We start from the raw sequence: 22,635 nt of genomic DNA on the forward strand, positions 1-22,635 counted from the left end.
TTTCAGATATTCAATTTTAATATTATTTAAGAATCCAAACGGGAGATATCTCTTGGAAACATAAGAATATAACGAGTGGTTTTATTTACCATCAACCCTGATAAAAGCTGATCTTCTGACTCATGAAGCTTGATTCTTTTGCCATTTTTCTGCAATAAATAAATCGGCTGCTTTTCGGTATCGTAGGGCAAAAGTTTTCTTTTTATTTCATGAACCAATTCTTTTCCGTTATCAATTCCAAAAAATTCATTGGTGATTTTTACTTTTTCTTCAATAATCTTCCCATCAAAAGGATGTGATGAAATAATAGTCTTAGGAAGGTTTCTCTGGATAACACTTTTACACCAATAGGATAAAACGAAATCATCAGAATTCTGCCACTCTTTCATAGCCTGAATCACATCATTATCATCTAAACTGGTAAATCTTTCTATGTCTTCATCTGTTGCCGAACTCTTTCCGCGGTATAAAAAATATTTCAGATTCTCTGTTGCCGGAAGTTCAATTCCCTGAGAAATTAAATATTTTGCTCTCTCGAGAATCTTCACCAACAGAAATTCTGCTAATGCAGATGTTTTATGATAATATACCTGCCAGTACATGAACATTCTGGCTGTTAAAAAGTTTTCTATAGAGTAAATTCCTTTTGCATCAATCACCAACTCCCCTTCTTCACATACATTCATCATGGAAATAATTCTCTGAGTATTAATATTTCCTTCTGATACCCCTGTAAAAAAACTATCTCTTTTCAGATAATCCAACCTGTCTACATCCAATTGAGATGATATCAATTGATTAAAAAATTTCCTATGGTATTTCCCTTGAAACATCTCAATAGCCATGGATAACTGTCCGTTAAATTCTTCGTTCAGCTTATTCATCAGTAATAAAGAAAGTTTTTCATGATGCCAGTCGTCCATCAGCATATTCTCCAAAGCATGAGAAAATGGTCCGTGACCAATATCATGCATTAAAATGGCTAACATAGCACCTTTTTCCTCTTCCTCGGAAATCTTAACTCCTTTCTGTTTTAAAGTTTCCAAAGCAGTAAACATCAAATGCATTGCTCCCAACGCATGATGAAACCTTGTATGAGTAGCCCCAGGAAAAATGAGGTTCAAAAGACCGGTTTGACCAATCCTTCTTAATCTTTGAAAGTAAGGATGTTCAGTAATATCAAATAAAATTTCATGAGGAATTTTGATAAATCCATGAACAGGATCGTTGATAATTTTTAGCTTATTCTGCATTGAAACGTCTGTATGAGTAAACAAAGTTAGGAATTTTAAATTTGAGGCATTATTAAATTAGTATTAAATAGGTGGAAGCTGGAATAGGGAGCCTGAAAGTTTTTGAGTACAACAAGCAAGGATGAACCATTGATCTTCTGAATACTTAATATATATTGAATTTTAGTATTAACAACCTCCAGTAACTTCCTTCTTCCAGCTCCCAGCTTCCCGCCCAAATAATTCATAAGAATCCTTTGCTATTATCCCATTAATCATTTATCTTTGAGAAAACTCAATCCTTTTGATGAGAAAATATTCTCTTTTCATTTTTTTATTTTTAAGTCTACATTTTTCCGCACAGGTTTTATCTGAAAATCAAAAACTGGAATCCCTCTGCAGAGTTTGGGGATTTTTAAAGTATTACCATCCTCATGTTGCAAAAGGAAATTTGAATTGGGATCAGCAGCTTTTCAAAAAGATCAATGAGCTTGAAAGAATCAATGACAAAGCTGCATTAAACAATCTGTACTCCAATTGGATTGCTAGTCTTGGAAAAATTAATGAGTGTACAGAATGTCTACAGGAAACTGATAAGGCGTATTTCCTGAAAAACTTTGATCTGAGTTGGATGGACAATTCCTACATCTTTACTTCAGCACTTTCTCAAAAACTGCACTATATTGAAAATAACCGCAATATGGGGAACCATTATTATATAGGAAAAGGAGGACGAAAAATATTTTTCAGAAATGAAAACTCTTACGGATCGCAATTCACATCTAAACAGGTTAATTTATTAGAATTATTCAGATACTGGAATTATGTAGAATATTTCTTTCCCTATAAATATGAAACGGATCAAAACTGGAATGATACGCTCACCGAAATGATTCCAACATTTCTCAATATTAACAATGACAAAGATTATCAATTAGCTTTGGCTGAATTGGTAGCAAAGACTGATGATTCACACGCTTATCTTTTTTCATCCCTCATTAGTCTTCATCTATATGGAAACAAAAAACTTCCGGTAGAATATTCCTATGCAGAAGGAAAGTTAGTCATTACAAAAATTAATGGTAACCGGTTTCATGAGGAAAGTCCATTCTACATCGGTGATGTTATTTATGATGTGAATGGAAAAACAATTCCACAAATGGTTAACAGCCTTGGAACCTACATTCCTGCTTCCAATTCCTGGGGGAAAGTAAATAAGGTTAAGAGTAAGCTTCTTTTTAGTAACAATGATTCGCTTTCCGTTAGGCTGGAAAGAAACGGACAAAACATAGAGATAAAAGCTAAAACATATTTTGTTAAGGATATTATCGTTAAAAAAGTACCGCTTTCTCAAAAATGGAAATTCCTGGACGAGGAAAAGAAAATCGGGTATGTCAATATGGGAATCCTTGCTAAAGATGAAGTGAATGAAATGTACAAAGACCTCCAATCTTCGGAATCTATCATTTTCGATCTTAGAAATTATCCCAAGCTTACCATCATCCCTTTAAGTGAATTGTTACTTCCTCAGTCCTCCGTTTATTATCAGTTTAACTTCCCGGAACCTAATTATCCCGGAAAATTTTACAGCAGAAAGAACAATATTGGAGTAAAGAATCCCGATTATTATAAAGGAAATGTAATTGTTTTGGTAGATGAAAATACACAAAGCCAGGCAGAGACCACAACCATGATGTTTAAGCAGCATCCAAAAGCTAAAGTGATCGGCAGTAATACTTCGGGAGCTAACGGAGATATTATCAAGTTTAAAATTGCAGACTTAGATACTTGCTTTACCGGCCTTGGTGCTTATTATCCGGATGGAAGAGAAACCCAAAGGATCGGAATTATCCCTGATATTCTTATAAAACCAAGTGTAGAAGGAATAAAAAACGGAAAAGATGAAGTTTTGGAAAGAGCTTTGCTGTATATTAAAAATAAGAATTGAAAGCTATAAAAATGGGAAATATCATGGGGTATTTCCATTTAACTAATATTTAACTTTTAAACTCTCGAATTTGTGAGAATTTAAAAGGATTTGGTCAACATTTTGATACAATAACCATGTAAAAAATAAATTATGTCAGAAAAGATATTATGGATCGATGATGAAATAGATTTACTTAAACCTCATATCGTATTTTTAGAAAAGAAAGGTTATCAGGTAACCCCTGTTAACAATGTGAATGAGGCTTTGGAACTTATGGATTCAGAGAAATTTGCCCTAACCCTCATAGATGAAAACATGCCTGGTATTTCCGGGTTGGAAGCAATTCCTATGATTAAAGAAAAAGATAATTCTTTAAAAATAGTAATGGTAACCAAAAGTGAAGAGGAACACATCATGGAAGAGGCTATTGGTTCCCAAATTGCAGATTATATCCTAAAGCCTGTAAATCCTAATCAGATATTACTTTCATTAAAAAAGAATCTTCAGCAGGATAATCTTGTAGAACAAAAAACTATTTTACAATATCAACAGGAATTCAGAAACCTTTCTATGGAACTTTCTTATTTAAGAACTTATCAGGATTGGGCTGAGTATTATAAAAAAATCCTAAGCTGGGAAATTAAGTTTGATAAGGTTGCAGATAATGAATTTGCAGATCTTTTACAGTCACAGAAAGAAGAAGCTAATATTCAGTTTGCTAAGTTTATTGAAAAAAATTATGCAGACTGGCTTGTTGACTCCGATAAACCTTTGATGAGCCACACGCTTTTCAAAGAAAAGGTAAAACCTGAAGTTGAAAAAGACAAAGTACTTTTATTAATGGTTGATAACCTTCGTTACGACCAGTGGAAAGTGGTTGAACCTTTATTTACGAAGTATTACAATAAAGTTTCGGAAGATTATTATTATAGTATCCTTCCAACCGCTACGCAATATGCAAGAAATTCTTTTTTTGCAGGTTTAATGCCGTCAGAGATTGAAAAACGTTTCCCGGATAAATGGTTTAATGATAACGAGGAAGGAAACAAAAATGAGTTTGAACGTGACTTCCTTGAAGATCAGATGAAAAGAATTGGTCTTGGATCCAAATCTATGAAGTATCTCAAAGTATTGAATGCTGATTTTGAAAGAAAGATCTATGATGATTTCAATCAGCATAAAAACAATGACTTATTGGTGATTGTTTATAACTTCATTGATATTCTTTCTCACGCGAAAACGGATAACCATATTGTGGATCAGCTTATCCGTGATGATAAAACTTTCCGTTCTCTAACGCTTAACTGGTTTGAAAATTCTTCATTGATCAAGATTATTAAAGCAGCAGCAGAAAGCGGATATAAATTGGTTATCACCACAGACCACGGAACGGTTTACGTTAAAAAGCCAAGTAAAGTAGTTGGCGACAGAGAAACGTCTACCAATATCCGATACAAAACAGGGAAAAGCTTAACCTATGATGACAGCGATGTTTGGGCAATTACCAACCCTGAAAAACTTTTCCTTCCAAAAGGGAACTTAAGTTCGAAATATATCTTTGCTAAAAATAATATATTCCTTGCTTATCCTAAGAACTACAATCATTTTGTAAATTACTATAAAGAAACCTACCAACATGGTGGAATCTCATTGGAGGAATGTATTATTCCTATCAGTATCTTAGAACCCAAGTAGTTTATTTAATTTTGGGTTTAAAGCAGGAAAAATCAATTGATTTTTCCTGCTTCTTTTTTTATAGTCTGCAAGAGTTCATATCTTCGTAAAAAATAAAAATATGTTCATTATTTCGCTTACGTATAAGGTGACTATTGAAAATGTTGAGCAACATATTCCGGAGCACAATTCCTTTCTTCAAAAATATTATGATTCAGGACTATTTATAGCCTCAGGAAGAAAAGAACCAAGAACCGGGGGAATTATCATATGCAATGCTCCATCCAGGAATGAAGTTGAACAGATTATTACAGAAGATCCTTTCCATATCCATCAGGTAGCGGATTATGACATCACAGAATTTATCCCAACAAAATACAACGAGAATTTTAAAATATTTATAGAAGACTAATGAGATTAATTACATACAATGTTAATGGAATCAGAGCTGCATTTACCAAAGATTTTTTGGGCTGGCTTAAAACTGCTGATCCGGATGTGATCTGTATTCAAGAGAGTAAAGCCGGAAACGATCAGATAGACATCGAAAGCCTTGAAAAATTAGGATATCACAGTTATTGGCATTCAGCAGTAAAAAAAGGCTATAGCGGGGTCGGAATCGCCTCAAAAGTAAAACCTAATCATGTAGAATACGGTTGTGGTATTGAAAGCTATGATAATGAAGGAAGAATTATCCGTGCTGATTTTGATGGGTTCTCTGCGATTTCAGTGTATGTACCTTCTGCTTCTAATATTGAAAGACTAGATTTCAAGATGCAGTTCTGTCATGATTTCCTTGAATATATAAAGAATTTAAAGAAAGAAATTCCCAACCTTATTATATCGGGAGACTTTAATATCTGCCACGAGGCTATCGATATTCACAATCCTATTGGCCTAAAGAACGTTTCAGGATTTCTTCCTATGGAAAGAGAATGGATGACCAATTTCATCAATGAATGTGAACTGATTGACAGTTTCAGGTTTTTTAACAATGAACCCGATAATTATACATGGTGGAGCTACAGACAAAATTCAAGAGAAAGAAATAAAGGCTGGAGACTGGATTATAACTTCACATCTTATGGCTTAAAGGACAAGCTTACCAGAGCTGTTATTTTAAAAGAAGCAGTACATTCTGACCATTGCCCTGCCCTATTAGAAGTAAATGTATAATAATTCTAATATCTAACAACACAAAAGCCAGCTGAAATCAGCTGGCTTTTTTAATTTAAATCATAAGATTAATCGACAATTTCATATTCAACCGGAATTGTACCATGACTGATATCTCCGATCTCATCGAACGCAGCTTTAGACATATCTAAAGATCTTGATGAATGGAAAGGGCCTCTATCATTAATCCTCACTATTACTTCTTTACCATTCTTAAGGTTTGTAACCTTAACGTTTGTTCCAAAAGGAAGCGTTCTGTTTGCTGCAGTAAACTTTGAATTATCAAAGATTTCTCCGCTAGCAGTTTTTCTACCGTTAAATTTATCGTGGTAGTACGATGCATAACTTGTTTTTTTCGCATCTAAGGCATTATTCGTAAATGAATAAATACCTAAAGTTGAAATCATCATTATGATTACGAGAATGAATCTTTTCATCATTTTGAAATTTTTATTGTTTGACAGGGCAAAAGTATCAGGAATCCTTTTATCTCCCTATTCCAATTGTTAAAAACTGTTAATAAAAACCAAATTATATGTTAATCACCTCTGTAACCTCCTATGAATAGGGATTTTAAAGACTGTTGTTAAAAAGTGTTAAAAAAACCATCAAAATGTTAATTTAATTAACTAATTTATGCATAATTTCAAAAATAGAAAATCATAAAATATTACAAATCAACAAGTTATAAAATTCAAAAATATTAGTTATATCTATAAAACTAACTTTTAAAAAGCTGTAAATGTTAAGAGTTGATATAGGGTAAAATAGCTGATAGAATAGCTCAAGGGCTATAAAGCTAAGTCTTCTAAGAATATTTTAACAGCAATATTAATAGCAAAATTTATATTTGTTGAATTAATAACTGAAATCTTCTCATATTTAATTCATTATTTATCTGAAAGATCATCTTCTCTTTGCAATTGCACCTCAAAAATAAGTGATAAGAATCAAATTAAAAAGCTTTTCGATGATAAAATAGGGAACAATCTATACTATTACTTTTAATTAATATTAGATATCAGGAACAGGATAAGATCCCATTCTCTCAATTAATCAAATATTTGGCTTTAAAAGGTCCAAAATTTCAACTTATCCTATCCAATTGACTGCAGCCATTTAAAGCTATTTAAATGATAAGAGGAGTGTTATCAAGAATAAAGGTATCAATCTCAAAAATCAAGTGAAGAATTGAATATAAATTAGGTATTCTGAATTTTATAAACGTAAAGATTTTATTTTTAGTTGTATCATATTTTAGTAACCTAAAAAGCTAATCGCTGGAATATTGATTCTGATGAAACGATAGCTTATCATTATTTAGTAAGCTTCTCTTCCCTCTTATTGCTTAATTTACACCTTGTATTTAAAACCTATGTAACATTGATTCTTGCCTCCAAACAAGCACAAATAAAGCGGCAGAATCTTTTAATGATAAAAGATTTCACAATTTAACTTGGAGGAATAAAGGATTGCACATTCTTTAATCCATACTAACTGCACTTCTTGCTTGGTTCCAAATTCTATTCTTGATCCGAATGATATTCTCATCTGTAGAATAAAAAAGAAAAAACCAACGATTAAATCGTTGGTTTTATATGTAATTAAATAAAATTCTTTTATTTTAAGTATTCCAATACATAATCGTATACTCCGTTAGGATACACTACAGACATACTAGGAGAACCTGTAATTGCATTTCCAGGAGTAGCAACAACGTTATAAGAATATACACTTCTGTCATATACTGTATTTGTACCTGCCTTGTAGATAGTAATTCCATACATAGCTGTCATACCAGCAGGCGCAGGAATATCTACTGCTGTAGATGTACCACTAGCTGTAAACTGACCTTTTATAGCATATACCTGAGCATTATTAACTAAAGTATTAGTTATTGTTTCTGTAGTAAGGATATTTAGCTTAGGGTTTACAGGTACACTTGTAAATGGTTTCCATGTACCTCCGTTAAGAGTAGCAGATTTATTATCATAGTAATAAAATCCAGGTATAACAGAAACTCCGGCAGTTCCGGTTGCTGCAGTTCCGGTTGCAGTATTATATACAATCATACCATCTAATCTGGTTGGATAACTTGCAGGAATTCCATTCACAGGAGCAGCTAACGTTGTCATAGCCACTAAGTCTGTTCTTGGAAAAACTAACCCTTTACCATTATTAGTACTTCCATTCCATGATACAGAAGATGAAGCATCTAAGAAGGCAGTGTTAGTATTGATTGAACCATTTGAAGGTGTCGTATTGTTTCTTAGCTGTGCTGATAGAGAGATACTAGCAACAGCAAGCATAGTTATAAATATATTTTTCATCAGTAAATATTTAGAATGAATTTTTAGTTATCCAGATTACACCATTTGAAATAATGCAAGTTCCAAATCCTGCATTCACATTTCCACCGTTACCTAAAGCTCCTGTATTTAAAACGTCATTTTCTGAGAAGAAACATAATTCACGTCCTGCAGAAGATGCTGCAGTGGGTAAAGTTACAGTTCCTGGAGCTGCTCCTGTCCAATGAATCATATAATCATTAGGCTGAATAGTAACCGTAGTACTATTATCAACTCTAATATTCATAAACTGCGCTCCCTTAACATTATTTGTACCGTTAACAACAAATTGTCCAGTACCTGTAGTAAATGTTAAGTTATTGTTTGCTTGAGTAACCGTTCTAGGACCGCCTAAAGTACCATCATTCAAATATATACTGGTATCAGCACCGCCTCCACCTACAGGTTTCCATACGTTGTTTCCGTTTGTTCCATCATAGTAATAGAAACCAGTTGCAGTAACATTAACTGTTTTACCAGTTCCTGCACCACCTAGCGCATTAATAAATACAAGCGCTCCATTCTGAGCACTCGCAGCAGTAGCATTCCCGTCAGCATAAGCTGCCGTTCTAGCTTCTAAATCAGCTCTTGATAGACGAGGGACTAATAAGGCATCAGGCCTAGTAGCATCAGTACTAGCTACTACATCTAGAGTCGCGGCAGGTGTGGTTGTGTTAATCCCCACTCGCCCTTGCTGAGCCTGTGAAAGAGCCGTAAAGGCAACGAGCATAGTTGCTGTTAATAAAAATTTTTTCATAAGTTTTTAAAGATTTTAATTACATTATTTTTCATCAATATTTCCAAAGGGAAAATGTATCTCAACTTGCGATTATTATCTTAAGACTAAGTTAAATAAAAAAAACATATTTTTTGAATTTTCAACCCAATTTTAATAAATAACTTATTGATAGCACATGATTTAAAAACATTGCTTATGGCGCAAATTTAAGACATAATTTTTTAATTTACATAATTTATGATAGAAAATTAAAAAATCTTAATATTCAAAAATACAATACATTGAAAGCCAAATATTTAAAAAAAATAAGATATGAAATTATTTATGTTAAATCCCTTACATATTTAACTTCCATCTCTCAGAAAACAAAACTTTTCTTCCTGATTAATAATGTCTTATATTTCTATAGTAATTCACCATATAAGTCAAATTCTTCTGCTGAAGTAATCTTCACATCTGCGAATTCTCCGATGGAAATATAGGTATCTTCAGCAGATACTAAAACAGTATTATCTACATCCGGAGAGTCGTATTCTGTTCTTCCGATAAAGTAGTTTCCTTCTTTACGATCGAAGATACATCTGAACACTTTACCTACTTTTTCCTGGTTCTTTTCCCAAGAAATCTGAGATTGTACTTCCATGATTTCTTCTACTCTTGCTTCTTTTACTTCCTGTGGAATATCATCTTCCAACACATACGCACCGGTATTTTCCTCGTGAGAATAGGTAAAGCAACCTAATCTGTCAAATTTCTGCTCTTTTACCCAGTCTTTAAGCTCCTGGAATCTTTCTTCAGTTTCTCCCGGATATCCTACAATTAGTGTTGTACGGATTGCCATATCAGGAACTTTCTCTCTGAATTTTCCTAAAAGTGCATCCGTTTTTTCGTGGGTAGTTCCTCTTTTCATTGACTTCAACAGATCAGAATTGATATGCTGAAGAGGAATATCTATATAATTACATACTTTGGGCTCTTCACGGATAATATCTAAAACATCCTCAGGAAAACCACTTGGGAAAGCATAGTGAAGGCGTATCCATTCAACTCCTTCTACTTTTACTAACTCTTTCAGTAAATCTCCTAATGCACGTTTTTTATAAATGTCCAGTCCGTAATAAGTAAGATCCTGAGCAATAAGAATTAATTCTTTAGTTCCTTTTTTAGCTAATTTCTGAGCTTCAGAAACCAACTTCTCAATAGGTGTGGAAACGTGCCCCCCTCTCATCAAAGGAATAGCGCAAAAAGAACATGGTCTGTCACATCCTTCTGAAATTTTGAGGTATGCATAATGTTTAGGAGTAGTAGTTAATCTCTCTCCTACCAATTCATGCTTATAGTCTGCACCAAGATGCTTTAATAACATAGGAAGATCTCTTGTACCAAAATACTGATCTACATCTGGAATTTCTTTAACCAAGTCTGGTTTATATCTTTCAGAAAGACAACCTGTAACGAATACTTTTTCTACTTCCCCTCTATTTTTAGCTTCTACATAATCTAAAATGGTATTGATAGACTCTTCTTTAGCATTATCAATAAATCCGCAGGTATTAATAACAACAATATCTCCGCGGTCTTCATGAACAACTTCTTTCCCATTGGCTTTCAGCTGGCTCATTAATACTTCAGAGTCATATACATTTTTGGAACATCCAAGTGTAACTACATTGATTTTTTTCTTCCCTACCGATTTTGTACGCATCTTTTTGATTTTGAGTCTGCAAAGATACAAAATATTAAAGAGTAAAGATTACAAAAATAAAAACCACTTTAAAAAAGTGGTTTTCAATAGTATACTTTAAAAGTTTTTTTCTTTAAAGCCAGGGGCGTTTTCATCTTTTTCTGAAAGGACAGCATCTTTTTCATCAATCTGCCAATCTATATTCAGATCGGGATCGTTAAATTTCACACTTCCTTCCGATTCTTTATTATAAAAGTTATCACATTTATAAGAGAATACAGCATGAGTGCTTAATACTGAAAAGCCATGACCGAATCCTCTTGGCACATAAAGCTGTAATTTATTTTCAGCTGTAAGCTCTATTCCGAACCATTTTCCGAATGTAGGAGAATCTTCTCTAAGGTCTACCGCCACATCCCAAACACTTCCTTCAAGGCAAGAAACTAGTTTTGCCTGTGCATGCTCTCCTTTCTGAAGGTGTAATCCTCTTAATACACCATAAGAAGATTTGGAAATATTATCCTGAACAAAATGTCCGTTCATTCCTGTAAGTTCTTCAAATTTTTTTTCGTTGAACTTTTCGAAGAAGTAGCCTCTATCGTCTTCAAATACAGTAGGCTCTATAATATAACAGTCTTTAAGCGGGGTTTCTTTAATTTTCATAATTTATGGATCCTTATTAATTATAGGGGTTCAAATTTATTTTAATATTTTGAAAAATGTTCTCCATAAGATTCTCAGATCTTCTTTAAAAGAAATATTTTCCAGATAGTTCAGGTTCATTTTTACTTTATCCGGAAATATTATATTATCGTTATATGACAAAGGATCTTTCTGAGATTTTAGCAAAGCATCTTCATTACTATATTTAATACTCGCTTCAGAGGTTAATCCGGGTTTTAATTGTAAAACGTTACGATCATCACCCTTCAGCCTATCATAATATCCTTCAATATCAGGACGAGGTCCTACAAAACTCATATCACCTTTTAAAATATTAAAGAGCTGAGGAAGTTCATCAAGTTTATACTTTCTGAGTATTAATCCTATTGGGGAAATTTTTTCTTTTTGGGGATTAATTGTTTTTAATTTATAAATAATAAAAATCTCTCCATTCTGTCCAACTCTTTTTTGAAAAAAAATACCGTTAGATTGAGTATCCAAGCTTGATATTATGAATAATAGAATTAATAAAGGAAATACGGAAAATAGTAAAAGAATTGATAAAACACGATCAAAAATAATTTTCCCAAACCTTCTATAATTCATCAGAAAAAAATTAACCTTTAAAAAACGTAGTGATTACATTCGCAATCCTTTCTTTTTCTTCTTCTGTAAGATTAGATCCTGATGGTAGACACAATCCGTTCTCAAATAATTTCTCAGAAATATTTGTTCCATAATAAGGAGCATCAGCAAAAACAGGTTGTAAATGCATTGGCTTCCAAAGCGGTCTTGATTCAATATTATCTTCTAAAAATGTGAGTCTTAAATCTTCTCTGTTTTTTCCTGTAATATCTGGATTAACAATGATTGCAGAAAGCCAATGATTAGAATAAAAATCTAAATTGGGCTCAGAGAAAACATCTACTCCATCAATATCTTTAAAAATATCAACATAAAAGTTATGCATTCCTCTTCTCGCTTCTATACGATCTTTTAAAACTTCCATCTGACCTCGTCCAATCCCTGCTACAATATTACTCATCCTATAGTTGAACCCAATATGAGAATGTTGATAATGAGGTGCATTATCTCTAGCCTGAGTAGATAGGAAAACCGTTTTATCTTTATCTTCCTGAGTTTGACAAACCAAAGCTCCTCCTCCTGAAGTAGTGATAATTTTGTTCCCATTAAAACTCAAAACTCCAAAACGTCCAAATGTTCCACAGTTTTGTCCTTTATAGGTAGAACCCAAAGCTTCTGCTGCATCTTCAATAATTGGAATCTGATATTCTTCTGCAATACTTGAAATCTCATCCATTTTTGCAGGCATCCCGTACAAATGAACAACAATGATAGCCTTTGGTTTCTTGCCTTTTTGAATCCTGTCTTCAATGGCTTCTTTTAATGCTTTTGGGCAGATATTCCATGTTTCTGGTTCACTGTCTACAAAAACAGGAATTGCTCCACAATAAGCAATAGGGTTTGCAGATGCTGAAAATGTCATAGATTGACAGATTACTTCATCTCCGTATTGAACACCAGACTCAATTAAAGCAAGGTGAAGTGCTGCAGTACCAGCTGATAGAGCTGCAACTTTTACATCTTTATTTAAAAAATTTTCTAAATCTTCTTCAAAACCATTCACATTAGGTCCTAGCGGTGCTACCCAGTTTTCCCTAAAAGCTTCGTTGATATATTTTAATTCATTGCCGCCCATGTGTGGGGATGACAACCAGATTTTTTGTGACATTGTATTTTTTTTATTGTGCACTATATCCTCCATCAATTAATAAATCAATTCCGGTAATCCATTTTGATTTATCTGAAATTAAAAATGTAATTCCACTCACCACATCTTCAACTTCCCCTATGCCTAACGGATGCATTTTTTTTATTTCTTTTATATTTTCTTCACTAATCGAATCTAAAATTTTAGATGACATTTCAGTGGTAACCATTCCTGGCGAAATACAATTAACTCTAATTTTCTTAGAAGCTAATTCTAAAGCCAGAGCTTTAGAAGCTGCAACTAAACCACCTTTAGACATGCAATAAGCGGCTTTCGCAGGTTGTCCTAAATTTCCCATCACTGAACTGATAAAGATAATAGATCCACCTTCAGAAGAGAAATTTCCTTTTTTCTGAAGAATCTTGGTTATCAATAATGCGGGAATAGTATTTACCTGAAGAATATTTGTTAAAAAATCAGATTTTACAAATTTTAATGGAATAGTTCCTTCCTGACCCGCAGAATATACAAATCCAGAAAAAGGTTCACCTGTATCCTTTACCGAGGAAGAAATAGCATCATCTAATTCTTTTTCATTTTTTACATCCACTGCAAAATAACTATGCCCAGATCCTTCACATGATTCTAAAACTTCTTTTAGTTTATCTTCCGATCTCGCAATAAGCACTAATTTCGCACCTTTTTTGGCAAGATCTATCGCTGTTGCTTGACCTATTCCTGAAGATGCCCCTACAATTAATATTTTATGATTAGTTAACTCCATCCTTCTTATTTTTCAATCATCTCAATGATTTTATCCATAGAAGTCATTTCACCGATTTCTTCCGGTTCGAATGATTTATCAAAAGCATCTTCTAATTCAACAATAAGGTTCAAGTGCTTCAGTGAATCCCAATTTTCAATATTTCCTTGTGTAATTTCAGTTGGGAATTCATTTATTGGCATTTCAAATACTTCAGCCATTATTCCTATAATCTTCTCTTTCATAGTTTTTATTTTATATTAATTGTATAATAGTCTTTTATTTCGATATTTTGGATTGGATCAAAATTATAATATTTAGTTCCATCTTCAAGTTCTTTTTCTAACACAAACCCTACTTTTTCTAAAAAATCTTTTGTCATTATATTCTTTTTGCTTGGAATATATTCTGCTTTCAAAGGCTTATTACTTACAGAAGTTAGATTTTTAATGATACTCAATAAGGTTATCTTCTCAATTTCCCGCCCTAGAATACGACAGCTTAGTAAATAAGAATCTAAGAAGAACTCATCTTCATTTTCATCGATAATACATTCGATAGTTATTCCGTTATCTCCAAACTTGTCTTTAACGTTAGCACAGAAAATATGTCCTCCATTATCCATCTTTGCTTTCAAATCTTGTTCTGTATAACGTTGAGTACGAAGATTGAACTGATTTGTTTTTTGGGTCATCTGCGCTAATCTTGTGATATTACCATCATTAGCAGGGATAATATCTACCACAATATCAAGACTGGACAAATAATCATCCATATTTTCAAAAACCTTTTTACTTTCATTTCGGAAAAAGTTTTCTTTATATTGTTCTGTCTTTTTTATGTCTTCGTTAGACAATTCAAAAGTTGAAAAATATTCATTATAAACACTCCAAAAGAAATTAACCAACTCATAAGGTTTTTCTGGAAAATCTGGTACAGTTACTTCTGGTAAAAATTCTTTAACCAAGCCTCTCTCAATTGGATTATCATCAATAAAAACAAAACTATCTGTACCAATATTAAGTTCTTCTGCAATCGATTTTATATTTTCAGCTTTGTTCTGCCAATTAATTCGATAAGCAGACAGTACTTTATCATTGATTAGATTGTTAGGATTATTGTTCCAAAGCTCCTGTACGTCTTCAATGTTATTTTTACTACAAACAGCAAGAATCACTCCTTTGCTGGATAATTCCAGTAGTAATTCCTGAAAACTTTTAAAGGCATTTCCCGGATAGTCTTGTCCTAATTTTACCCCATGCACTCCATCTTCACCTACAACTCCTCCCCAAAGTGTATTATCACAATCAAGAACAATGCATTTCTTTCTTTTCAAACTTATAAAATCCAACTGTGACAAAAACCATTTTTTAAAAGGCTTAGCCAATTTAGGGTTAATAATCATCTGCGAAGTAAAAAAGAACCTCCAATCTACTTTGTCTAAATGCTGTTTTTCAAAGAATTGATTAATGTCAATTACCTTAAGGTTAGACTGTCTAAGCACAAGGTCTTTTAAAAAGACGTTATTAAACTTAGAGATAGCATCTGAAACTTCTGCATTTTTAATTTGCCAGTTATTCTGAAAATTTTCAGACAGAGTTAGTATTACAACTCTTTTATCAGTAATTAAGTTTGTAATTAATGAAATTTTTGATTTAATTTCCTCAATTTCGTCTATTTGATTATCAGGGGTTTTACTTGGATCCACCTGATAGAACAATATAATATTGTCAAAATCTTCTGCGGGTAATGATACGTCACCATAACCACTGAATATTGAAGAATTATCAAAAAGATATTCTACAGTATAATTTCTATAAATATAATTTCTCATCATTTTTCCAGTAATTCAATAAGTCCTAGGTTAGGATTATACAAAAAACAAATGTTTCTTCCATTAAATGCTATTGCCGGAGTTGGCGAAATCACCTGGACAAAACGTTGTTTTTTAAGTTCTTCAATTTTTTGCTCAAAGTTTTCTACTTCGTAACAGATATGATATAAAGATGATCCTGACTTAGATAAAATTTTAGAAACAGGATTTTCTTCTGCGACTGGCTCAACCAATTCAATTAAATGATCGTTCTCATTTTTTAAGAACAATAAATTAACACCTTGTAGGGGATCAAAAATAACTTCGGAACACTTTTCATATCCTAAAGATAGAAATGTTTTCACACTTTTCTCAATGGACTTAGTTGCTAATCCATAATGGTGTACTTTCATTAGTATTCTGTTAATTCGCAAATATGTGTATTAGATAGATCTATTGATGCGGCTGCCCAAGACAAACCTGCTCCAAAGCCACTTATGACAATTTTTTTATTTTCTGCCTCCCAGTTCCTTAACTCACTTACAATAGTTAAAGGAATTGTTGCAGAACTTGTATTTCCAAATTTATCTAAACTTATTGGTACATTTTCCATGTCATATTTCAGTTTTTTTGCAAAAAACTCGATCATGAATTTATTCGCCTGATGGAAAACTATAGATCCATAGTCTGCAATGTTAGTACCTGTTTTTTCTAAAAGCTCTTTAATGCTTTTCGGAACTACACGTAGGGTAAAATTGAAGACATCAATTCCGTTCATATACACTTCCAAATCATTTCCTATACTTCCATCTTCTCGTTCTTTTTCAAGCAAACTTTCTTCCGAAAATGGTTTTCTAGATCCTCCTCCTGGAACACAAACCGCACTCCAACCTTCTCCATCTGTATGAAGTACAGCATTGAAATCACTATTCCCCTTCTCTAATAAAGTTGCTGTTCCGGCATCTCCATACAATAAGGCATTTGTTTTATCCTTTGGATTAACTATTTTTGAGAATGTTTCACCATCTAAAAGTAAAACGCGGTTTACATTGGGTAAGTTCAGATAGGACAATGCGGTAGTCAATGCATAAACATATCCACTACAAGCCAAGGAAACATCAAAACATAATGTATCTTTACTTAGCCCTAATCGATGTTGTAGAATTGGAGCTGTAGCCGGAATTCTAAAATCAGAAGTCTGAGACATAAAAATCAGAACATCAATAGAACTTCTGTCAATATCCATTTCATTTAACAATTGTTCTGCAGCATTGAAACATAGATCAGATGCACAAGTATCTGTATCTACAATACGACGCTCTACAATTCCAACGGATTCAATTGTTTTCTTAAGTTCATCTTCTGGGAAGAGATCTCCTAGGCTTTCGTTTTTTACTATGTTTTTAGGAACACAGGCAGAAATACCTTTAATTAATACATTGGGTATCTGAATAAATGCCATAATTATCCTTTTATGATATTATAGATGTCTTGGATTGTTTCGGATTTCTCAATATCCTTACTAGATAATTCTGCGTCATATTCTTCCTCCATAACAGCCAGTAAACCTAGCGCAGCTAAAGAACTCCATTCTTCCAAGTTTTTGAACTGTGTATCCATTGTCAATTCTGATGCTTCTGTATCATCAAAAATCGTTGCAAAGTCTTCTATAAATTTATTTTCGTTCATTCCTAATTTATTTTTTTAATTATATTTTCATTTTTACAGCAGGAGTTCCTATATAGGTTCCTTCATCTTTAATTGTCCTCAATAATATCGCACCAGCCCCTAGAATATTCCTATTTCCGATTTTTTTTCTCTGGATTACCCCACAACTAAATCCAAATAAGTTAAGATCTTCTATAGTTACAGCTCCTGAAATCTGAACATTTGGACTAAAAACATTATAATCACCTACAATGTCATCATGTCCTAAAGTAGCTCTGGTATTAAAAATATTAAAATTCCCTACTGTTGTATTGCAGCTAAAAATGACATTCAAAGATAATATATTTCCTTCTCCTAAATGAATTGATTCTTTTCCTAAAAATTGAACACTAGGATGGATAATATTTGGAAATATTAAATTAGGATTATTGAGTCTATTTCTTATTTGATAAATTAGCTGAGGACTACCTATTGCAATAGCAACTTCCAAAGGATAATCAACATGATTCAAAGCATCCACTTTTCCAAGTATTTTCCCAAAGCGGTTCTCATATAAGTCATCAGCATCGTCGTAGAAGCCAACAAATTCATAATCTATCCCTTCATGCTCTAGCTGATCTCTCCAAATACAGTATACTTCCTGCCCAAATCCTCCTGCACCTATTATTGCTATTTTTTTCATTATTTTCTAATTAAATCCATTAAAAGCTTCTGTTGTTGCTTGTCCTTCCTGAGAAATTCCTTCTTTTATAAATACTTTTTTTATGGTAAGGAAGAGTATCTTTACATCCAAAGAAAAGGATACATGATCTACATACCAAACGTCTAATTCAAATTTTCGTTTCCAGGAGATTGCATTTCGCCCATTCACTTGAGCCCAGCCTGTAATTCCAGGTCTAACTTCATGTCTTCGTTTTTGCTCTGTATTATACAATGAAAGATATTGAGGTAATAGCGGCCTCGGTCCTATTAATGCCATATCACCTTTCAGAACATTTATTAATTGTGGAATTTCATCCAAGGATGTTTTTCTCACAAAAGAACCAATTCCTGTTAATCGGTCAGCATCAGGTAATAAATTTCCATTCTGATCCTTTTTATCATTCATTGTTTTAAACTTTACAATGCTGAAAATTTTTCCATTCTTACCAGGTCTTTTTTGAAAGAAAAAGGGTTTTCCATTATTAGCCATAAATAATCCTATGGTTACAATAACAAATATAGGAGCTAAAATAATCAGCCCAACAAACGCCATAAAAAAATCAAAAAATCTTTTGAGAAAATATTTATACATTTTCAATATATTAATTTCTTAACATCTTGTTCCAATATTCGATGTTCTTTTGAGTAAATAAACTTTCTAACCATCCATCCACCGATAATTTTTGATATAAACAATCTTCTAGTGGTTGAAAATCTTTTTCAAAAAAAGCCTTATCTAAAACTAACTTTTCCCGATCAATAATATAAAAATTACCTTCATTATAAAAAGGATACTTTTTTATTTCCGAATTAGTAGTAATAAGTTTTTTGTTTGCACCAATCGCCTCAAAAGTTCTCATTGTGAGCCCTGTCTGATAAGGATGATTAATGTCCAAAATTACTTTTGATTGTTTATAAAACCCCACCATCTCCAGCGTTGTTAAAGATTTAAAGCTCAATTTCTTATAGTCAAATTTCTTAAATGTAGGATCAATTATACGTTTAATAAAATAAACCAATTTCCCCTGCATAAAAAAGTAGTTGAATGCTGTAAGACCATTCTTTTCACACCATTTACTGAGTTTATTAGCAATAATATATCGATCTGAATGAGCAGTTCCTAAAAATAACAAATCATATTTTTTAACTGTAGAATCACTCAAATCTGCTTTGAACTGGTCATAATAAAAAAGTGGAAGAAAGTTAATATTAAATTTTTTTGCATCCTCCAAATCAAATGAAAATGATTTATCATACAAATCTAAATGGTTAGAGGTATTAGGAGTATTTTTAAAAGAATCCCAATTGTAAAAAATTAAAATACAATTGGGATTTAATTCTTTAATTTTTTTTAAAAAAAATGCAGGAACAACTTCTCCCCGAATGACCAATACATAATCTAACTTCGTTTTTTCCAGGTCTTTTAATATTGAATTATAATATTTAGTAATATCATTTTTTATCAACCGCGGAGCAACTCTTAGAATACCCTTTGTGAAATTATTACTAGCAGGCCTTTCATCATAATGAATGGTATTAGCACCATATGATTTTAGTTTATCAATAATTAAATTATAGCCTCCGAAATTCTTTACTAAAAAGAACAGTATATTTTTACCTTTTAATGAATATAAATCCACAAGTATATTATTATTTATATAATCCTTTAGCTTTCATCTCGTCAATCGATTTTTGATACTGATCTTCTTGTACTTCTTGAGTATTTACCCAATCTGTAAACTTCTTAAGACCTTTTTCAAAAGTAACTTTTGGTTCAAAGCCCAAAAGAGTATTTATCTTAGTTAAATCAGCATAATTATGACGAATATCTCCTAAACGATAGTTTCCTGAAACCACTATAGGAACCTCTACTCCATAATTTTTAACCAGCCCATTTGCTACTTCTAAAACATTAGTTGCAATACCAGTCCCAACATTGAAAACTTGATTATTTGCTTCTTCTTTTTCTAACCCTAAAATCGTTGCATCTACAACATCATCAATGAAAACAAAATCCCTACTTTCTTTTCCATCTTCAAAAATGTTGATTTTATTTCCATTTTTAATTTGAGTAGAGAAGATAGATAAAATTCCAGTATAAGGGTTTTTTAATGATTGTCCCGGACCATACACGTTTTGATAACGAAAAGCTACTCCTGAAATCCCAATTGTCTGGCAAACCGTTAAAACCATTTGTTCCTGATTCTGTTTGGTAATACCATAAACAGAAGAAGGATGAATTTTAGACGTTTCGTCTGTTCCCACTAAAGTTAGCGCAGAAGAACCTGGATATTTTACTTCAAAATCTTCTTGGTCCATATAATCTGCAGTACGTTGTGTAGGATAAACTACGCCTAATTCTTGGCTAATATACTTTCCTTCTCCATAAATAGAACGTGAAGAAGCGACTACTACTTTTTTAATACTATGTTTTGTATTTACTAATAAATCTAATAATAAAGCAGTTCCATTAATATTAACCTCAATATACTTTTTCACTTCATACATGGATTGTCCAGTCCCTGTCTCTGCCGCATAATGTACAATAGCATCTTGCCCTTCAATAGCTTTTTTCCAATCTTCTTCGCTGGTAACTGTTCCTAAAATAAATTTCACTTTATCTTTGATACTTAAGTATAAAGGTGATGTTTCAGCAGGATTTTCTCCATGAATTTGTGGTGAAAGATTATCCAAAACAGTAACTTGATAGCCTTTATCAATCAATTTTAAAGCAAGATTAGATCCTATAAAACCTGCACCTCCTGTAATCAGTATTTTTTTCATAATTAACTATATCTGTATTTTTTATATTTTTTCCCAACGTTGGAATTCAAAATTATATTTCTTTATAGGTTTTGCAGGTGTTCCAACTGCAATTACATTTGGGGGTAAATTTTTTGATACCACTGAGTTTGCACCAACAATTGTGCCCTTACCAATTGTAACTCCTGGTAAAACAGAAACAAATTCTCCTAACCAAACATTATCCTCGATAATGATTGGTTTTGAATACAATTTTCTATCATGTGGAATAGAACTAGGATCTGAATCATTTTCGTCTCCTGAATAACTTCCATGGGAACAATCTGAAACATATATTTTACTCGCAAAAAGTACATTGTTTCCAATATGCACTTTTTCCATTGCGGTGATATGCACATAATCATTCATTTGAAAGTTTTCTCCAAAAAACATAGTAGTTTGATTATGTTCCGGATAGGCTTCAATCCTACAACCTACACCTGTAGTAAAACCTTTTGATACCTTTATAAACTTCTTTCCTCGAATATCTATCGGGAATCTTATTAATCTGGCATTCTTAAAAACGAAAAAACTTCTTATTTTAAAAATAACTACTTTAAATAATCCTATTAAACCGTATCTTTTTAATAAACTCATTTTAATAATAATTTAAATACCTCATTCCAATTTCTACATACTGGATCTTCATACTTAATTTCTCCTTTGTTAGTATATTCTATACTTCCATTCATCAACGACAACATATTTTCTGCCAATATTTTTTCATTTTCTACATCAAAATAACGAACCTTATCATAATTCCCAACTGTTTCGTATGCATAAGGTAAGTTAGCAACTAATATTGGTTTTTGATATTTTTTGAATTCCGATATGGGTAATCCCCAAGTTTCTAATTTTGATGGAAAAATTAAACAATCTGCTATAGCATAAGTATCATCAACTTTATCTTTAGATAATAATCCTACAAACTCAATTTCTTTGTTTTTAGAAAATCGATCAACAATATTTTTAGAATATAAGTTTTCAGAGCCATCAATGGTTAATTTAACTTCAAAATTCTCTACTCCTTTTGTTTTTAATATTTCAACAGCTTTACAAATTACTTCAAAATTCTTAAACTCACGAGGAAACGCAGGATAGAAGAAAATAAAACGATCAGATTTTATATTAATCACTGTTTTATTTGAATTTTCAGTATTTTTATCCTCCTGATTAGGTAAGGCTACAATTACTTTGTCATTTTTAAGATTGAAAAATTTTAGAAATCCATCTTTTATCCATTTTTGTTGAACAATAACAAAATCATTTTTATGGATATTTATTCTGTAAAGTTCTTTATAAAACTTTGTATATAAAAATCTCTTAGGATTACGGAAAAAGCCAAACAGATTTTGCTTATAAAATGGTGAAGCATTGTGACAATACACCGCACGTTTTTCTGAAATTACATTTGGAGTCATATCATGTAAACTCAACCACAAATGGCTATTCAGCTCTCTTGATAAATTTTCACATTCAAAATACTCAAATTTAACTCTATTTTTCCATGCTGCTTTTACAGTAGGATATTCTAAAAGTTCAATATTCTTCAAATTATCAAATAATTTTTTGGAATGTACAAGAGCTATGATATTATAATCATTTATAAAAAGACTATCATCTAGAAACTCTAGCACTGACTTCATAACAGTTAGTGGGCCACCTTCTGAGAAATTAACACCAGATATAATTATATTTTTTTTCATTTT

At 32.2% G+C, this 22,635-nt stretch carries 24 protein-coding genes; 4 read left to right on the forward strand and 20 right to left on the reverse strand.

Annotated features, from left to right (window positions below; genetic code table 11):
* Nucleotides 1–26: 26 nt before the first annotated feature.
* Nucleotides 27–1,253, reverse strand: a complete 1,227-nt coding sequence (locus BLS98_RS15815) for an HD domain-containing protein (protein WP_089737487.1) — start codon at nt 1,251–1,253, stop codon at nt 27–29.
* A 286-nt stretch (nt 1,254–1,539) separates the two neighbouring features.
* Here BLS98_RS15815 and BLS98_RS15820 point away from each other — a divergent pair, with 286 nt between their 5' ends.
* The 4 genes from BLS98_RS15820 to BLS98_RS15835 all read left to right on the forward strand — a co-directional run bounded on the left by BLS98_RS15820 (nt 1,540) and on the right by BLS98_RS15835 (nt 6,012).
* The gene (locus tag BLS98_RS15820) at nt 1,540–3,180 is read left to right on the forward strand and encodes a S41 family peptidase (protein ID WP_089737488.1); all 1,641 of its coding nucleotides are present in this window, start codon (nt 1,540–1,542) and stop codon (nt 3,178–3,180) included.
* A 132-nt stretch (nt 3,181–3,312) separates the two neighbouring features.
* Nucleotides 3,313–4,857 (forward strand): T9SS response regulator signal transducer PorX, encoded by a 1,545-nt coding sequence (porX, locus tag BLS98_RS15825; protein ID WP_089737489.1) that lies wholly within the window; start codon nt 3,313–3,315, stop codon nt 4,855–4,857.
* Nucleotides 4,858–4,957: 100 nt separating this feature from the next.
* Nucleotides 4,958–5,248 carry a YciI family protein gene (locus BLS98_RS15830; RefSeq protein WP_089737490.1) on the forward strand — a complete coding sequence of 97 codons (291 nt, stop codon included), beginning with the start codon at nt 4,958–4,960 and terminating at the stop codon, nt 5,246–5,248.
* Entirely contained in the window at nt 5,248–6,012 is a 765-nt protein-coding gene (locus tag BLS98_RS15835; RefSeq protein WP_089737491.1) for an exodeoxyribonuclease III, read from the forward strand. The genes BLS98_RS15830 and BLS98_RS15835 overlap by 1 nt, the downstream gene beginning before the upstream one ends.
* A 68-nt stretch (nt 6,013–6,080) precedes the next feature.
* Here BLS98_RS15835 and BLS98_RS15840 read toward each other — a convergent pair whose 3' ends face one another.
* The 19 genes from BLS98_RS15840 to BLS98_RS15930 all read right to left on the reverse strand — a co-directional run bounded on the left by BLS98_RS15840 (nt 6,081) and on the right by BLS98_RS15930 (nt 22,632).
* Entirely contained in the window at nt 6,081–6,452 is a 372-nt protein-coding gene (locus BLS98_RS15840) for a septal ring lytic transglycosylase RlpA family protein (RefSeq protein WP_027374598.1), read from the reverse strand.
* A 1,179-nt stretch (nt 6,453–7,631) separates the two neighbouring features.
* Nucleotides 7,632–8,342 carry a hypothetical protein gene (locus BLS98_RS15845; protein ID WP_089737492.1) on the reverse strand — a complete coding sequence of 237 codons (711 nt, stop codon included), beginning with the start codon at nt 8,340–8,342 and terminating at the stop codon, nt 7,632–7,634.
* 10 nt (nt 8,343–8,352) lie between these two features.
* Nucleotides 8,353–9,117, reverse strand: a complete 765-nt coding sequence (locus BLS98_RS15850) for a hypothetical protein (protein WP_089737493.1) — start codon at nt 9,115–9,117, stop codon at nt 8,353–8,355.
* Nucleotides 9,118–9,502: 385 nt separating this feature from the next.
* Nucleotides 9,503–10,804, reverse strand: coding sequence for a 30S ribosomal protein S12 methylthiotransferase RimO (gene rimO / locus BLS98_RS15855; protein ID WP_089737494.1), 1,302 nt, complete (start codon nt 10,802–10,804; stop codon nt 9,503–9,505).
* A 96-nt stretch (nt 10,805–10,900) separates the two neighbouring features.
* Nucleotides 10,901–11,446, reverse strand: a complete 546-nt coding sequence (gene rfbC / locus BLS98_RS15860; RefSeq protein WP_089737495.1) for a dTDP-4-dehydrorhamnose 3,5-epimerase — start codon at nt 11,444–11,446, stop codon at nt 10,901–10,903.
* Between the two features lie 36 nt (nt 11,447–11,482).
* The gene (locus BLS98_RS15865) at nt 11,483–12,052 is read right to left on the reverse strand and encodes a sugar transferase (RefSeq protein WP_089737496.1); all 570 of its coding nucleotides are present in this window, start codon (nt 12,050–12,052) and stop codon (nt 11,483–11,485) included.
* A 10-nt stretch (nt 12,053–12,062) separates the two neighbouring features.
* Nucleotides 12,063–13,199: an aminotransferase class I/II-fold pyridoxal phosphate-dependent enzyme gene (locus BLS98_RS15870; protein ID WP_089737839.1), complete on the reverse strand. Its 1,137-nt coding sequence runs from the start codon at nt 13,197–13,199 to the stop codon at nt 12,063–12,065.
* 10 nt (nt 13,200–13,209) lie between these two features.
* Nucleotides 13,210–13,962: an SDR family NAD(P)-dependent oxidoreductase gene (locus BLS98_RS15875; protein ID WP_089737497.1), complete on the reverse strand. Its 753-nt coding sequence runs from the start codon at nt 13,960–13,962 to the stop codon at nt 13,210–13,212.
* 5 nt (nt 13,963–13,967) lie between these two features.
* Entirely contained in the window at nt 13,968–14,186 is a 219-nt protein-coding gene (locus BLS98_RS15880; protein ID WP_089737498.1) for an acyl carrier protein, read from the reverse strand.
* A 5-nt stretch (nt 14,187–14,191) separates the two neighbouring features.
* On the reverse strand, nt 14,192–15,778 hold the full coding sequence (locus tag BLS98_RS15885) for an HAD-IIIC family phosphatase (RefSeq protein WP_228436028.1): 1,587 nt from the start codon (nt 15,776–15,778) through the stop codon (nt 14,192–14,194).
* The gene (locus tag BLS98_RS15890) at nt 15,775–16,167 is read right to left on the reverse strand and encodes a VOC family protein (RefSeq protein ID WP_089737500.1); all 393 of its coding nucleotides are present in this window, start codon (nt 16,165–16,167) and stop codon (nt 15,775–15,777) included. The genes BLS98_RS15885 and BLS98_RS15890 overlap by 4 nt, the downstream gene beginning before the upstream one ends.
* Entirely contained in the window at nt 16,167–17,216 is a 1,050-nt protein-coding gene (locus tag BLS98_RS15895) for a 3-oxoacyl-ACP synthase III family protein (RefSeq protein ID WP_089737501.1), read from the reverse strand. Before BLS98_RS15895 ends, BLS98_RS15890 begins: the two co-directional genes overlap by 1 nt.
* A gap of 2 nt (nt 17,217–17,218) precedes the next feature.
* Nucleotides 17,219–17,443, reverse strand: a complete 225-nt coding sequence (locus tag BLS98_RS15900) for an acyl carrier protein (RefSeq protein ID WP_089737502.1) — start codon at nt 17,441–17,443, stop codon at nt 17,219–17,221.
* 19 nt (nt 17,444–17,462) lie between these two features.
* A complete protein-coding gene (locus BLS98_RS15905; protein WP_089737503.1) occupies nt 17,463–18,104 on the reverse strand; it encodes a PglD-related sugar-binding protein in 642 nt (213 codons plus the stop codon).
* A 6-nt stretch (nt 18,105–18,110) separates the two neighbouring features.
* Nucleotides 18,111–18,716, reverse strand: a complete 606-nt coding sequence (locus tag BLS98_RS15910; RefSeq protein ID WP_089737504.1) for a sugar transferase — start codon at nt 18,714–18,716, stop codon at nt 18,111–18,113.
* Between the two features lie 10 nt (nt 18,717–18,726).
* Entirely contained in the window at nt 18,727–19,764 is a 1,038-nt protein-coding gene (locus BLS98_RS15915) for a WaaS/CpsH family glycosyltransferase (RefSeq protein WP_228425361.1), read from the reverse strand.
* 10 nt (nt 19,765–19,774) lie between these two features.
* Complete coding sequence (locus BLS98_RS15920) at nt 19,775–20,908, reverse strand: NAD-dependent epimerase/dehydratase family protein (RefSeq protein WP_089737506.1); 1,134 nt, start codon at nt 20,906–20,908, stop codon at nt 19,775–19,777.
* 21 nt (nt 20,909–20,929) lie between these two features.
* Nucleotides 20,930–21,523, reverse strand: a complete 594-nt coding sequence (locus tag BLS98_RS15925) for an LbetaH domain-containing protein (protein ID WP_089737507.1) — start codon at nt 21,521–21,523, stop codon at nt 20,930–20,932.
* Nucleotides 21,520–22,632, reverse strand: coding sequence for a glycosyltransferase (locus BLS98_RS15930; RefSeq protein WP_089737508.1), 1,113 nt, complete (start codon nt 22,630–22,632; stop codon nt 21,520–21,522). The genes BLS98_RS15925 and BLS98_RS15930 overlap by 4 nt, the downstream gene beginning before the upstream one ends.
* Between the last annotated feature and the right edge of the window lie 3 nt (nt 22,633–22,635).

Origin of the sequence: Chryseobacterium jejuense (genome assembly GCF_900100075.1) — a bacterium.
In the GTDB taxonomy this organism is placed as follows: domain Bacteria; phylum Bacteroidota; class Bacteroidia; order Flavobacteriales; family Weeksellaceae; genus Chryseobacterium; species Chryseobacterium jejuense.

Bases quoted from the DNA above. Each gene is read 5' to 3' on its own strand.
- BLS98_RS15900 (WP_089737502.1), bottom strand. From the start codon at position 17,443: ATGAACGAAAATAAATTTATAGAAGACTTTGCAACGATTTTTGATGAT.
- rimO (WP_089737494.1), bottom strand. From the start codon at position 10,804: ATGCGTACAAAATCGGTAGGGAAGAAAAAAATCAATGTAGTTACACTT.
- BLS98_RS15920 (WP_089737506.1), bottom strand. From the start codon at position 20,908: ATGAAAAAAATACTGATTACAGGAGGTGCAGGTTTTATAGGATCTAAT.
- porX (WP_089737489.1), top strand. From the start codon at position 3,313: ATGTCAGAAAAGATATTATGGATCGATGATGAAATAGATTTACTTAAA.
- BLS98_RS15840 (WP_027374598.1), bottom strand. From the start codon at position 6,452: ATGATGAAAAGATTCATTCTCGTAATCATAATGATGATTTCAACTTTA.
- BLS98_RS15850 (WP_089737493.1), bottom strand. From the start codon at position 9,117: ATGAAAAAATTTTTATTAACAGCAACTATGCTCGTTGCCTTTACGGCT.
- BLS98_RS15865 (WP_089737496.1), bottom strand. From the start codon at position 12,052: ATGAATTATAGAAGGTTTGGGAAAATTATTTTTGATCGTGTTTTATCA.
- BLS98_RS15815 (WP_089737487.1), bottom strand. From the start codon at position 1,253: ATGCAGAATAAGCTAAAAATTATCAACGATCCTGTTCATGGATTTATC.
- BLS98_RS15830 (WP_089737490.1), top strand. From the start codon at position 4,958: ATGTTCATTATTTCGCTTACGTATAAGGTGACTATTGAAAATGTTGAG.
- BLS98_RS15930 (WP_089737508.1), bottom strand. From the start codon at position 22,632: ATGAAAAAAAATATAATTATATCTGGTGTTAATTTCTCAGAAGGTGGC.
- BLS98_RS15835 (WP_089737491.1), top strand. From the start codon at position 5,248: ATGAGATTAATTACATACAATGTTAATGGAATCAGAGCTGCATTTACC.
- BLS98_RS15895 (WP_089737501.1), bottom strand. From the start codon at position 17,216: ATGGCATTTATTCAGATACCCAATGTATTAATTAAAGGTATTTCTGCC.
- BLS98_RS15845 (WP_089737492.1), bottom strand. From the start codon at position 8,342: ATGAAAAATATATTTATAACTATGCTTGCTGTTGCTAGTATCTCTCTA.
- BLS98_RS15880 (WP_089737498.1), bottom strand. From the start codon at position 14,186: ATGAAAGAGAAGATTATAGGAATAATGGCTGAAGTATTTGAAATGCCA.
- BLS98_RS15925 (WP_089737507.1), bottom strand. From the start codon at position 21,523: ATGAGTTTATTAAAAAGATACGGTTTAATAGGATTATTTAAAGTAGTT.
- BLS98_RS15870 (WP_089737839.1), bottom strand. From the start codon at position 13,199: ATGTCACAAAAAATCTGGTTGTCATCCCCACACATGGGCGGCAATGAA.
- rfbC (WP_089737495.1), bottom strand. From the start codon at position 11,446: ATGAAAATTAAAGAAACCCCGCTTAAAGACTGTTATATTATAGAGCCT.
- BLS98_RS15875 (WP_089737497.1), bottom strand. From the start codon at position 13,962: ATGGAGTTAACTAATCATAAAATATTAATTGTAGGGGCATCTTCAGGA.
- BLS98_RS15910 (WP_089737504.1), bottom strand. From the start codon at position 18,716: ATGTATAAATATTTTCTCAAAAGATTTTTTGATTTTTTTATGGCGTTT.
- BLS98_RS15905 (WP_089737503.1), bottom strand. From the start codon at position 18,104: ATGAAAAAAATAGCAATAATAGGTGCAGGAGGATTTGGGCAGGAAGTA.
- BLS98_RS15890 (WP_089737500.1), bottom strand. From the start codon at position 16,167: ATGAAAGTACACCATTATGGATTAGCAACTAAGTCCATTGAGAAAAGT.
- BLS98_RS15820 (WP_089737488.1), top strand. From the start codon at position 1,540: ATGAGAAAATATTCTCTTTTCATTTTTTTATTTTTAAGTCTACATTTT.
- BLS98_RS15885 (WP_228436028.1), bottom strand. From the start codon at position 15,778: ATGATGAGAAATTATATTTATAGAAATTATACTGTAGAATATCTTTTT.